Raw genomic sequence first — 12,586 nt, forward strand, 5'->3', positions numbered from 1 at the left:
CCCGGCCGCCGTACGGGCGGCGGCCGGGACGGGGCGGTGAACTCCCGGGGACGGGTGCGCCGAAGTCCGGGGGACGGGGCCGGTCCGACCGGCTCTTCGAATACAGTGCGAGGGCGCGCGCCCGGCCGAGCGTCGCGCGGACCCCCACACGCCCGAGGAAAGGCGCCCCGTCGTGATGCCACTGTGGTCACGCGCCCAGCAGCAGGACTACCGCAGCCGGGTGCGGGGCTGTCTGCTCGGCGGTGCCATCGGCGACGCGCTCGGAGCCGGCGTCGAGTTCGAGTCGCTGGAGAAGATCCGGGCCCAGCACGGTCCGCAGGGCGTCACCGGCTACGTCCCCGCGTACGGGCGCACCGGCGCCGTCACCGACGACACCCAGCTCAGCCTCTTCACCGTCGACGGACTGATACGCGCCCACATCCGACGGGACACCGGCAGCTGGCACCCGCCCACCGACCTGCACCTGGCCTACCTGCGCTGGGCCGCCACCCAGCGCGACTGGGGCCCGGACGAGCGCCGCCCCGACCTCGGCTGGCTCGGCCGCGAGGAGTGGCTGTACGCCCAGCGCGCCCCCGGCCAGGGCTGCCTGTCCGGCCTCAGCGGGGCCCACGCCGAGCGGCTCGGCACCCTGGAGGCCCCCAAGAACCCGCACTCCAAGGGCTGCGGCACGGTGGTGCGGGCGGCGCCCTTCGGACTGCTCACCACCTGGGAGCCGGGCCTGGTGTTCCAGCTCGCGGTGGAGTGCTCGGTGCTCACCCACGGCCACCCCACCGGCTACCTAGCGGCGGGCGCGCTCGCGGTGATCGTCCAGTCCGTCGCCCGCGGCGGCACCCTGGAGGAGGGCGTCCACCTCGCGCTCGCCCTGCTCTCCGAGCGGTCGGCGCACGAGGAGACCACCGCGGCGCTGCGGGCCGCCCTGGACGCGGTGCGGGCCGGCGAGCCGTCCGCCGAGCGGGTCGAGGCGCTGGGGGAGGGCTGGGTCGCCGAGGAGGCGCTGGCGATCGGGGTCTACTGCGCCCTCGTCGCGCACGACGTCCGCTCGGGCCTGCTGCTCGCCGTCAACCACTCCGGGGACAGCGACTCCACCGGCGCGATCTGCGGCAACCTGCTCGGGGCGCTGCACGGGGACACCGCGTTGCCGCCGGGCCTGCTGGCCGGGCTCGAAGGGCGCGGGGCGATCCTCGAACTCGCCGACGACTTCGTGATGGAGCTGGTGCACGGCACCGAACTGCACGACCGGCGGACCCCGGAGGGCGCCAACTGGACCACCCGCTACCCGGTGGCGGGCTGAACCGGGGCCTTGCGTGCCGGAGTTGCACCGGGACCGGCTCTCAGGACCGGCCCACAGGACCGGCCCTCGGGACCGGCGCCGGGCCGGGGCGGCCCCCGGAACGGGAGTTGCCCGTAGCGCCGGCCGCCGACGGGCGACGGACACCGCTACGGGCAACTGGTCCGAGTGCGGAACCGGAGGGGGGTCAGCCCGGGAGCTCGCCGAAGGCGCCGCCCGCCGCCGCCGAGGCGAAGGTGTTCCACGCCTCGGTCGAGAAGCGCAGTTGGGGCCCCCGGGGGTCCTTGGAGTCCCGGACGGCCACCTCCCCCGCGCCGGGGACGGCGATCTCCACACAGGCGCCTTGGCCCCCGCTGTGACTGCTCTTGTGCCAAGGGGTTCCGTACTCGGACGGGGTGATCATTCGTGGAATTCCTTCTCGATGTCGGCTATCAGCGACCGGCTCTCCGAGACACCGAGTGCGGCCGCTCTCAGGTAGTCGTACAGACCGGTATAGCGGCGCACGTCCGCCTCCTTCTCCAGGTAGAGATCGCTCGTCACACCTTCGAAGTAGACAACTGTGGAATCGGCTGACTCGGGGAACTCCAGCAGCGAGAATGTCCCGGTCATTCCGGGATGGGCGCCGTGCGAGAACGGGATCACCTGGATGGTGATGTTCGGGCGCTGGCTGAGTTCCAGCATCTGCCGCAGCTGCTGGGCCATCACCGCCTTGCTGCCGACCTCGCGGCGCAGCACCGCCTCGTCTATGACGGTCCACAGGCTGCCCAGCTGGTTCTCGCCGTGGACGCGCTCCTGGCGCTTCATCCGGACCTGCACCCGGCGCTGCACGGCGACCGCGTCGGTGTCCGGCTGGGTGCCCTCGACCACGGCCTGGGCGTAGTGCTCGGTCTGCAGCAGGCCGGGGACGAAGGAGGACTCGTACGCGCGGATCGAGGAGGCCTCCGCCTCCAGCCCGATGTAGACGCTGTACGGGGTCGGCATGTCGTTGAAGTCGTGCCACCAGCCGCGCTGGCGGGACTCCTTGGCCATCTCCATCAGGCTGGCGCGCAACTGGTCGTCGGGCACCTTGTAGACGTCGCAGAGGTCGCGCACGTCGCGCTGGCTGATGCTGCGCCGGCCGTTCTCCAGCCGGCTGATCTTCGACTGGGAGACCATCAGCCGGCCGGCGACCTCCTCCGCCGTCATGCCGAGGCCCTCACGGAGTTTGCGCAGCTCCGAACCGAGGCGCCGACGGCGCACGGTGGGATTGACGTTGGCGGACACTTCGACCTCCGGCCGGACCTCTGGTGCTCGTTGGAACGGCAGTCCTCGGAACACTTCGGACATTGGGACCAACCCCCCTGACTTGGAGCAGCATGTCACCTTGGGCCAGGTCGGCGCCGGGGAATCACAGCAGCGCGGTAGAACAGATCATCGGAAAAGCACTTCCGCGAGACAGCGAAAGCCCCCAGGTGGTAATGCGGCTCGGACGACTCGGACAGGTACTGCGGAGGCCGTTCCCGGACCGGCCCGCACCTGCCCCGGCGCGTGCGGGGGGCGGGCGGTTGCCGGGCGTCCGGGGACGGCGAAGGGGCGGTCGCCGGGCGACTCGCGTCGCGGGGCGACCGCCCCTCGGTGCTGGTGGTGCCGGTGGTGCGTCCGGTGCGGCCGGTGCGCGTCGTGCTCCTGGCGCCGGTGGTACCGGTCGTGCGTCGGGTCGCTCGGCGCCCTCGGGCGGTGCGAGCGGGGCGGCGTGCGCCGCCGGGTGCGCGGCCGTTGGCGTCGGACGCGCGACCGGCGCCGGCGGGCGTGCGGCCGGTGGTGTCGGGCGCCGTGATGGCTGCCCGCCGGGCCGCGCGGACCGCCGCGGTCAGTGCGCTCCGCCGAGATCAGTGCACGCCGCTGTGATCAGCGCACGCCGACCCGGGAGGCGGGGACCCGCCCGCCCGAACCCCGGCCCGCCGTACGGGCGCCAGGACGGCCGGAAGCGGCCCCGGAACCCTGGGAAGAACGGTTCTGCTGAGCCGGTAGGCCGTTCTGCACGTCCATCACGGCGTGCGCGACCATCCCGCCCAGCGGGTCGTACCGGATCAGGTCGCGCAGCCGCGACCGCGAGGACCGGCCCTCGTTGCCCGGGTACAGGTGCTTGCCCAGCCCGACCGAGTGGGCCAGCGCCGCGAGCGCCGCCGTCCGCGGATCCGGCGGGACGCCGGTGCGGATCGCGGTGTCCAGCCGCTGCTTGATCGCGGCGTTGGTGCAGTCGTCGGACGCCTGGTACCGGGTCGTCGGCAGCACGCCGCACACCTGGCCCGGTACGGCCGTGACCATGCCGCAGCGCTCCAGGTGCGCCAGATACGTCTGCCGCAGCCCCAGCCGGGGCCCGCCGATCCAGTGCGCCGCGCGGACCGGACTGCCGCGTCGGCGCAGCAGTTCCAGTGCATGGTCGAGGGTCGGGTCGCCGGTCGGCCGTGCGAGCACGACGGCGATCCGGTCTCCCTCCGGTACGATCCGTCCGGCCAGGGACAGCTCGACGAGCTGGGCCCCGGCAAGTCCGAGGTCGAGGGTCTGCGGCTGCGCCGTGGTACCCGTGGTCGGGTCCAAAGCGAGCAGCAAGAGTTCCTCGGGAACAGTTCTGCGGCTCTTGCCCATCCAAGCCTCCCCGCGTGGATGAGAGACAGGGTGACGCCTCTCACACGGGCTTGTCGAGTACGCCTCCGAATCGTGACCTTGCGGTGAAGGCGCGGAACCGGCGGCGGCGGGCCCTGCGTCTGAGCGGTGAACAGACCGCGGCGCGGCCGGGCGACGACAATAAGCGCCGGTCGGGCGGGGTGTGCGCGGCCGGAACGGCCGCCGGTGGCGGAGACTGTACAGGTACACGGGGCGGGGCGTCGGCTTCCCGAAATCGGGTTCGCCGGTGCCCCGCCGGGCGTTGAGGAGGCTGGGATACGTGGGCGAGTCCCCCGACAGGGTGCTGAGGGACGGCGACGAGCGGCAGCGGGACCGCGAACCCGAACGGACCGGTGCGGCGGCCGGCGCCGCCGGGCCGGCCGGGGGCGGCTCCGGTGCGGCGGCCGACCGGGCGTCAGCCGCGGCTGAGACCGGGGCGACCGCGGAGACCTCCTCCGACGCCGCCTCCGACGCCTCCTCGGCCGCCGACTCCGGCACCGCCTCGGAGAGCCCCGCGGAGACCTCCGCCGAGGCCGCCCCGGAGGCGTCCGACGACGCCCCGGCGACGGCGCCCAAGGGCGGCTCGACCGTGCAGCTCCGCGTCCGGGATGTGGACAGCCGGACGACGATGCTGCGGCTGCCGGTGGACAACCGGACCACCGCGCTGCGGCTGCCCGAGGAGCTGGTGAAGGCTGCCGGCAAGGGGAGTTCCGAAGGTGGGGGCGAGGAGAAGGAGTCCTCGTCGGACACCGCGGAGGTGACGGAGCCCGCCGGGCGTCCGGTCGCCGCCGACCCGCGTCTCGCCATGCGGACAGGTGCCGCGGTGGCGGGGAAGGCCGGGGAGAAGACGGCCGAGCCGTCGGGGGAGACCGGCTCCGAGGGCGGCTCCGAGCCTGCCGCCGCACCGGTGGAGAAGGCGGCGGAGAAGCTCGACGAAGCGGCCGACGAAGCGGCCGACGAAGCGGCCGACAAGGCCGACGAAGCCGCCACGGCGGAGCCGGTCGAGAAGGCCGAGACGGCCGAGAAGGCCGCGAAGACCGAGAAGGCAGGGAAGGCCGAGGAGACCCCGGAGGAGACCGGCGACACCGGTGACGACGACGGCGCTCCCGCTATCGGCTCCGTGACCCTCGCGCTGACCAAGCCCGCTCAGCCCGCTCAGCCCGCTCAGCCCGGCCAGCCCGGCCAGTCGGGCCAGCGGCCGGGTCAGGCCGAGAAGTTGGAGAAGCCCGCGCCGCTGCGCGCCTCCGCGGCCGCCGCCGTCCCCGGGACCGGCACCGTGCCGGAGCCGAAGCCCGAGCCCAAGCCCGAGCCCAAGCCGCTTCCCGAGCCCGAGCCGACCCCCGGTCCGGCGCCGCTGCCGAAGCCGACCCCCGAGCCCGCCCCCGTACCGGCGCCGAAGCCGCTGCCGGAGCCCGACCCGCGGCCGGTGCCGCCGGTCCCGCCGCTGCCCAAGCCCGAGCCGCTGCCCGCCCCGGAGCCGCTGCCGTCGCCGGAGAACACCGCCGAGGCGATGGAGGTCCTGGCCTCCCTCAACGCCCGCCCGGTCTCGCCGCTGCGGCGCGCCCTCAAGCGGGTGACCATCTGGACGGTCTTCCTCGCCGTGGTGCTCGGCGCGCTCGCGGTGGCCCAGCTGCTGCGCCCGCTGCCGGACCCCAAGCTGAAGATGACCGCCGCGGGCAGCTACAGCTTCTCCGGCGACGTGCTCGACCTCGCCTGGCCGGCCAAGGGCCAGTCCGCCGCCGAGGTGGTCGGCGTCGGCAGCCTCGGCAGCTCGGGCCAGGAGACGCCGTCCTCGATCGCCAGCGTCACCAAGGTGATGAACGCCTACCTGATCCTCCAGAAGTTCCCCCTGAAGAAGGGGGAGAGCGGTCCGAAGATCACCGTCGACAAGCAGGCCGCGCAGGAGTCCGGCAACGTCGACGAGTCCCGGGTGACGCTCACCGAGGGCCAGGTCATCACCGAGTACCAGGCGCTGGAACTGCTGATGCTGCCCTCGGCCAACAACGTGGCCCGGCTGCTCGCCCGCTTCCACTCCGGCTCCGAGGACGCGTTCGTCAAGCTGATGAACGACACCGCGACCAAGTTCGGCATGACCAACACCATCTACGCCGACCCGGCGGGTTTCAGCGCGGACACCAAGTCCACCGCCAAGGACCAGCTGAAGCTGGCCGAGCAGGTCATGCAGGACGAGATCTTCCGGCAGATCGTCTCCACCCCGGAGACCAACTTCAACAACGTGAAGATCTCCAACACCAACAACCTGATCAACCCGAAGACCGGCGTCATCGGCGTCAAGACCGGCTCCAGCACCCCGGCCGGCGGCTGCCTGATGTGGGCCGCCTACAAGGAGATCGGCGGCGTGCAGCGGCTGATCCTCGGCGTCACGCTGGGCCAGCAGGCCACCTCGCCCAACCCGGGCGACGGCATCCTGCCGACCGTGCTGAAGGTCAGCGGCAAGCAGATCCAGGCCGCGCAGAACGGCGTGACCGGCCAGACCGTGGTGAAGAAGGGCGACGTCGTCGGCTCGGTGGACGACGGGATCGGCGGCAAGGTCGCGGTCGTCGCGACCAAGGACCTGGTGGTGGCGGGCTTCCCCGGCATCTCCGGCACGGTCACCCTGGACACCTCGAAGATCGGCCACCGCGCGCTGGCCGGCACGGAGGTCGGCACGCTGCGGGTGGGCGCGGGCGAGGACAAGGCGGAGGTCCCGGTGGCCCTCCAGTCCGACCTGAACCCGCCGTCCATCCAGTCCCGGTTGCTGCGCACGCTGTGAGGCGCCGAGCGGCTGAAGCGTTGAGGCGCTGAGGCATTGAGGCGCTGAGGCGCCGAACGGGGAAAGGGAGAAGGGGAGCCGGTCCGCGCCGGCTCCCCTTCTCCCTTCTCTTCTTCGCCCCCTACACGTCCCGGTCGAGCAGCGCGAGCGTGAGGCCGCCGAGCGGCGTCACCCGGTCCGGGTCGCCGTACTGGGTGCGGAGCACCTGCGCCTGGTCGGTCGGCATCGCGCCCAGCGGGTCCTCGGTGTCGCCGAGGACCAGCAGCCATATCCGGGACACCCCGCCCAGGCAGTCCGCCGGCTGCGGGCAGGGCGTCGGGGAGAGGTCCTCGGCGTCGTCGGCGCTCTGCGCGACGAAGACCGGGAAGGGGACGACGTCCCGGGGCAGGTAGTAGCTGACGCCCGGCCAGGCCATCGCCCAGGCCTGGTCGCCCAGCGGGGCCGCCATCCCGTCCCCGGTGCGGTAGCCGGCCGCTATCTCCCGGGCCGCCGCCTTGAACGGCTCCTCCGAGCCGTTGTGCGAGTCCGCGTACCGGATCTCGGGCTGCTTCGGCAGCGCGACCACGGCCGGCGCCGCGAGCAGCCCGACCGTCAGCAGCCCGGCCACCGCGACGGCCCCCCGGGGCGCCCGGCCGCGCCGTCGGGCCAGGGCCGCCACCGCGCCGTACACCGCCCCGGCGCCGCCGCCGGCCAGCACCGCCCAGGCGGGCACCGTGAACAGCAGGTACCGCCCGAGGAAGTACGAGGTGTCGGTCAACCGGGACACCAGCCAGACGCCCACCACCGGCAGCTCCGCGAGCAGGAGCGCCTGCCAGGCCTGGATCCGCCGGCCGGGCAGTGCCAGTGCCAGCAGCGCCAGCGGGACGAAGGCGTAGAAGACGAGGTCCGAGCCGAAGAGGCGCTCGCCGAAGTAGGCGAGGCCGCGCAGGGAGGGGGTCGGTATCCAGCCCAGCTGCCGGTCCGACTGCCGGCTGCCCAGGAGCACCACCGGCAGCACCGGCAGCGCCGCCACGGCGACCGCCAGCGGGTACTGCCACAGCAGCCGCCGGTCCGCTGCCGGACGGGTGCGCCACAGGTGCAGCGCCAGGAGCCCCAGCTGCCCGGCGACCGTGCTGAAGGAGACGAGGTGCCCGGCGCCGGCCAGCGCCATGGCCACGCAGTACGGCGCCCAGCGCCGCCAGGTCGGCCGCTCCAGGGCCCGCAGCAGGAAGTACGAGGCCGCCGCGATCGCGCAGGTCACCAGCGCGTAGGAGCGCGCCTCCTGGGCGTACCGGGAGATCTCCGGGGGCACCGCGAGCAGCAGCCCGGCGCCGACCGCCGCCACCTTGCTGCCGAACAGCCGTCGGGCGGTGAGCGCCACCAGCGCCGCCGCCCCGGCCATCGCCAGCACGGAGGGTATTCGCAGGGAGAGCGTCGAGTCGCCGAACACCGCCGTCCAGCCGTGCATCAGCAGGTAGTACGCGCCGTTGCTGGCGTCCACGTGCTGGAGCAGTCGCAGCAGGTCGCCCAGCGAGCGGGTGGAGACCGTCCAGGTCGCCATCTCGTCCCGCCACAGGTCCGGCGTTCCCAGCCGGTACCCGCCCACCGCCAGCATGACCAGCGCGGGCCACACCCACACCTGCCCCAACAGCCGGCCCACCGGGCGCACAGCAGGTCTCATCGAGTCCTTCGTCTCCTTCACGCGACGCGCCGGGGCGGATCCCGCCCTGCCCGGCAGGCTACTTGACCCGCCCTGACACGCCGTCGGCCACCCGCACCCCCTCCGCCGCGGTGCGGCGCCTCCCGCGGATCCCGCCCGGTCCGCGCCGCCGCGGCCCGATCCGACAAGATCCACAGGACGCACCCCGAGCCCCAGCCCCGATCCGGTACGCTGTGAACGGCCCGGCAGCACGCGGGCCCCGCCTCAGTAGCTCAGGGGATAGAGCACGGCTCTCCTAAAGCCGGTGTCGCAGGTTCGAATCCTGCCTGGGGCACAACGAACACGCAGGTCACAGGCCCTCCGCCCATGTCGGGCGGGGGGCCTGTGCCGCTTTCCGGGCCGGCCGGGCCGGTCGGTTCCGCCGGTTCGCCGCACGGTCCGGTGCGGTCGTCCCGTCCGTTCTCCGGGCCGTTCACCGGCCGATGCCGGGAGGTGGCCGGATATTCCGCCGGGTCCGAACCTTTGTTCAGGTAGGCTCCGGTCCAGGCTTTTTTGAACTCGTTCAAGCACTGGGGGGCCGGTGTACCGTCACCGTTTCATGATCTCCACCGCCGTCGTCGCGGCAGTCGTGGGCTTCGTGCCCGCCGTGGCGCAGGCGGCGAGCCCGTCCGCCGCTCCCGGCGGGGCCGCGACCGCCACCGCTCCGGCCGCCGGGGTCGGGGCCGGGGCCGCGAAGGAGGCGGCCGCGCAGCAGGAGGCCGCCGTCGAGGCCGCCGCCGAGCGCTCCGCGAAGGACGCCGCCGCCAAGGCCGAGGTCAAGGCCGAGGCCGAGACCGCGCCGAAGGCCGCGGCCGCCGAGCCGTACTTCAAGGTGTTCACGGGTGCGTCCACCTCCAACGCGCACGGCATGGGCATGGCCGCCGGAGTCTCCACCGACCTGAAGTACGTCGTCGTCAACTACACGGTCGACTGGGGCGACGGCACCCCCGCGGCCTCGGAGCACGGCCTGGGCACGGAGGACGTGTACTTCAAGCACAAGTACGCCAAGGCCGGCACCCACCGGATCACGGTCACGGCGACCGAGCCGGTCAGCAAGCTGACCGACACCACCACCTTCGAAGTGGTCCTGGACGGCTCCGAGTTCACCCCGTACGCGCCGACCCGGCTGCTGGACACCCGGGACGGCACCGGGGCCCCGGCCGCCGGCGCGGTCGCCGCGTTCGGCACCACCAAGGTGAAGGTCGTCGGCAACGGCGGCATCCCGGCGGGCGTGACGGCGGTGGCGCTGAACATCACCGCGACCAACGCCGTGGCGGACGGCCACGTGATCGCCTACGCCTCCGGCGCGAAGCAGCCGACCACCTCGAACGTGAACTTCACGGCGGGGAGGACGGTGCCGACGCTGGCGATCGTGCCGGTCGGCGCGGACGGGTACGTCGAGCTGGCCAACCGCAGCGGCGGCAAGGTGGACCTGATCGCCGACGTGACGGGCTACTTCGCCAAGACCGCGGCCAACGGGTACACCTCGATGAACCCGGCGCGGATCGCCGACACCCGCGAGGGCAAGGGCGCCGCTCAGGGGCAGGCTGCCGGCCAGAGCACCTTCGCGGTGCAGGTCGCGGGCCAGGGCGGGTTGCCGGCCCAGGGGGTGGCGGCCGTCGCGCTCAACGTCACGGTGACGAACCCGCAGGGCTCGGGTCACCTGACCGTCTCGCCGAGCGGCGGGCAGCCGTCGGCCACGTCGAACCTGAACTTCGAGCCGGGGCAGACGGTCGCCAACGCGGTGATCGTGCCGGTCGGTCCGGACGGCAAGGTCACCGTCCGCAACGGCTCCTGGTCCGGAACCGACGTGATCGTGGACGTCACCGGCTACTACAGCGCCGACGGCAAGGCCGCCTACATGCCGGAGGAGCCCACGCGGGCGCACGACGACCGGACCTGGGGCTTGGGGCTCGCCGGCCAGGACTACTACCGGCACTACGTGCCGCAGCTCTTCGGCTCGTTCGACTCCGTCGTCATGAACGTGACGGTGACCAACACCCAGGGCGGCGGGCACCTCTCGGTCGCGCCGGACCCGAACACGTCCGACGCCTACGGGACCGGCAAGGCCGTCCGGCCGACGCCGCCGGACTCCTCGGTCCTGAACTGGGAGAAGGGCGCCACCGTGTCGAACCTCGTGCAGGCGAGCCTCAAGAACACCGACACGATCGACGTCTGGAACCGGAGCTGGTCGCCGACCAACCTGATCATCGACGTGTTCGGCCGGTACGAGACCAGCTGACGCGGCGTCATGCGCGGTGTGCCGGCCGTCCGCTCCCCGGGAGCGGGCGGCCGGCTTCCCGTTCGGCTCGAACTGCTGGTCAGGTAGGCTCCGGCCCAGGCTTTTTGAACTCGTTCAAGCACTGGGGGGCCGGTGTACCGTCACCGCTTCATCATCTCCACCGTCGTCGTCGCGGCAGTCGTGGGCTTCGTGCCCGCCGTGGCGCAGGCGGCGGGCCCGTCCGCCACTCCGAGCGGGGCCTCGACCGCCGCCGCTCCGACCGCCGGGGCCACCGCGGAGCAGGCCGGACAGGCCGCCGCGGAGCAGGACCTCGCGGCCAAGGGGGTCGGGGCCGCACAGCAGAAGACCGCGGCCGCCGCGCCGTCCTCGGCACCGTCGGCCGCGCCGAAGTTCACCGTGGGAGTGGGCTCCTACAGCACCGACTCGCTCAGCGTGGGGGTCGCCACCGGCGTCACCACCGACCTGCCCAACGGCTCCATCAGCTACCAGCTCGACTGGGGCGACGGCAGCCCGGTCGAAACGGACGCGGCCAACGCCAGTGCGTACGGGCACTTCAAGCACACGTTCAGGAAGGCCGGCACCCACACGATCACGGTCACGGCGACCGACCAGACCAGCAAGCTGACCGCCACCACCACCGCGGAGGTGGTGCTGAACGGCTCCGAGTTCACCCCGTACGCGCCGACCCGGCTGCTGGACACCCGGGACGGCACCGGGGCGCCGTACGTCGGGGCCGTCGGCCCGAACGCCGCGACCAGCGTGAAGGTGGCCGGCCGCGGCGGCATTCCGGCGGGGGTGACGGCGGTGGCGCTGAACATCACCGCGACCAACGCCGTGGCGGACGGGCACGTGATCGCGTTCGCCTCCGGCACGTCGCAGCCGACCACCTCGAACGTGAACTTCGCGGCGGGGAGGACGGTGCCGACGCTGGCGATCGTGCCGGTCGGCGCGGACGGCTACGTCGAGCTGGCCAACCGCAGCGGTGGCACGGTGGACCTGATCGCCGACGTGACGGGCTACTTCACCAAGGCGGCGGCGAACGGGTACACCTCGGTGAAGCCGGCGCGGATCGCCGACACCCGCGAGGGCAAGGGCGCCGCTCAGGGGCAGGTCGCCGGCCAGGGCACCTTCGACCTGCAGGTCGCGGGTCAGGGCGGGCTGCCGGTCCAGGGGGTGGCGGCCGTGGCGCTCAACGTCACGGTGACGAACCCGCAGGGCTCGGGTCACCTGACGGTCTCGCCGGGTGGCGGGCAGCCGTCGGCCACGTCGAACCTGAACTTCGAGCCGGGGCAGACGGTGGCCAACGCGGTGATCGTGCCGGTCGGCGCGGACGGCAAGGTCAGCGTCCGCAACGGCTCCTGGTCCGGGGCCGACGTGATCGTGGACGTCGCCGGCTACTACAGCGCCGACGGCAAGTCCGCCTACCGGCCGGTGGATCCCTGGCGCGTGTGGGACAGCCGGACGCTGTCCCTGTCGCTCAAGGGCCAGGACTACTACCGGCAGTACGCCGGGGGGATCGTCGGGCGGTCGGCCGAGGCCCTCGTCCTGAACACGACGGTGACCAACACCCAGGGCAGCGGACACCTCTCGGTCGCGCCGGACCCGAACGCGGCCGACGCCTACGGGACCGGCAAGGCCGTCCGGCCGACGCCGCCGGACTCCTCGGTCCTGAACTGGGAGAAGGGCGCCACCGTGTCGAACCTGGTCCAGGCGGACGTCAGCGGTGCCGACACCGTCGACGTCTGGAACCGGGGCTGGGAGTCGACCGACCTGATCATCGACGTGTTCGGTGTGTACGACAAGATCTGACGCCCGAGCGGCACCGCGCACCGGCCGTCCGTCCCTCCGGGGGCGGGCGGCCGTCGGCGTTCCCCGGACCGTCGGCGTTCCATGGGCCCTCGGAATTCCATGAGCCCTCGGAGTTCCCGGGGCTGACCGCGTCAGGGGCGGCGTACCTCT

At 73.2% G+C, this 12,586-nt stretch carries 8 protein-coding genes and 1 tRNA gene; 5 read left to right on the forward strand and 4 right to left on the reverse strand.

The window, feature by feature from the left end; translation table 11 throughout:
- Positions 1 to 175 precede the first annotated feature (175 nt).
- Positions 176 to 1,291 (forward strand): ADP-ribosylglycohydrolase family protein, encoded by a 1,116-nt coding sequence (locus tag ACLWS4_RS24585; RefSeq protein WP_049656224.1) that lies wholly within the window; start codon positions 176 to 178, stop codon positions 1,289 to 1,291.
- Positions 1,292 to 1,475: 184 nt separating this feature from the next.
- Here ACLWS4_RS24585 and ACLWS4_RS24590 read toward each other — a convergent pair whose 3' ends face one another.
- From ACLWS4_RS24590 to ACLWS4_RS24600, 3 genes are all read right to left on the reverse strand, one after another.
- Positions 1,476 to 1,691, reverse strand: a complete 216-nt coding sequence (locus ACLWS4_RS24590; protein WP_049656225.1) for a DUF397 domain-containing protein — start codon at positions 1,689 to 1,691, stop codon at positions 1,476 to 1,478.
- A complete protein-coding gene (locus ACLWS4_RS24595; RefSeq protein WP_049656226.1) occupies positions 1,688 to 2,551 on the reverse strand; it encodes a helix-turn-helix domain-containing protein in 864 nt (287 codons plus the stop codon). The genes ACLWS4_RS24590 and ACLWS4_RS24595 overlap by 4 nt, the downstream gene beginning before the upstream one ends.
- 624 nt (positions 2,552 to 3,175) lie before the next feature.
- Positions 3,176 to 3,916 (reverse strand): GOLPH3/VPS74 family protein, encoded by a 741-nt coding sequence (locus ACLWS4_RS24600; RefSeq protein WP_049656970.1) that lies wholly within the window; start codon positions 3,914 to 3,916, stop codon positions 3,176 to 3,178.
- 298 nt (positions 3,917 to 4,214) lie between these two features.
- Here ACLWS4_RS24600 and ACLWS4_RS24605 point away from each other — a divergent pair, with 298 nt between their 5' ends.
- The gene (locus ACLWS4_RS24605; RefSeq protein WP_416875235.1) at positions 4,215 to 6,707 is read left to right on the forward strand and encodes a hypothetical protein; all 2,493 of its coding nucleotides are present in this window, start codon (positions 4,215 to 4,217) and stop codon (positions 6,705 to 6,707) included.
- 121 nt (positions 6,708 to 6,828) lie between these two features.
- Here the strand turns inward: ACLWS4_RS24605 and ACLWS4_RS24610 are convergent, their stop codons facing one another.
- Positions 6,829 to 8,367 (reverse strand): glycosyltransferase family 39 protein, encoded by a 1,539-nt coding sequence (locus tag ACLWS4_RS24610; RefSeq protein ID WP_079271838.1) that lies wholly within the window; start codon positions 8,365 to 8,367, stop codon positions 6,829 to 6,831.
- A gap of 240 nt (positions 8,368 to 8,607) precedes the next feature.
- Here ACLWS4_RS24610 and ACLWS4_RS24615 point away from each other — a divergent pair.
- From ACLWS4_RS24615 to ACLWS4_RS24625, 3 genes are all read left to right on the forward strand, one after another.
- Positions 8,608 to 8,680: transfer RNA gene (locus tag ACLWS4_RS24615), tRNA-Arg, on the forward strand.
- Positions 8,681 to 8,944: 264 nt separating this feature from the next.
- A complete protein-coding gene (locus tag ACLWS4_RS24620; protein WP_416875236.1) occupies positions 8,945 to 10,627 on the forward strand; it encodes a PKD domain-containing protein in 1,683 nt (560 codons plus the stop codon).
- 132 nt (positions 10,628 to 10,759) lie between these two features.
- Complete coding sequence (locus ACLWS4_RS24625) at positions 10,760 to 12,436, forward strand: PKD domain-containing protein (RefSeq protein WP_416875237.1); 1,677 nt, start codon at positions 10,760 to 10,762, stop codon at positions 12,434 to 12,436.
- Positions 12,437 to 12,586 lie beyond the last annotated feature (150 nt).

The organism is Kitasatospora sp. SC0581, assembly GCF_048159585.1.
Lineage (GTDB): Bacteria > Actinomycetota > Actinomycetes > Streptomycetales > Streptomycetaceae > Kitasatospora.

Excerpts from the sequence above, each read along its gene's own strand:
- ACLWS4_RS24610 (WP_079271838.1), bottom strand. The coding sequence starts at position 8,367 with ATGAGACCTGCTGTGCGCCCGGTGGGCCGGCTGTTGGGGCAGGTGTGG.
- ACLWS4_RS24585 (WP_049656224.1), top strand. The coding sequence starts at position 176 with ATGCCACTGTGGTCACGCGCCCAGCAGCAGGACTACCGCAGCCGGGTG.
- ACLWS4_RS24620 (WP_416875236.1), top strand. The coding sequence starts at position 8,945 with ATGATCTCCACCGCCGTCGTCGCGGCAGTCGTGGGCTTCGTGCCCGCC.
- ACLWS4_RS24590 (WP_049656225.1), bottom strand. The coding sequence starts at position 1,691 with ATGATCACCCCGTCCGAGTACGGAACCCCTTGGCACAAGAGCAGTCAC.
- ACLWS4_RS24600 (WP_049656970.1), bottom strand. The coding sequence starts at position 3,916 with ATGGGCAAGAGCCGCAGAACTGTTCCCGAGGAACTCTTGCTGCTCGCT.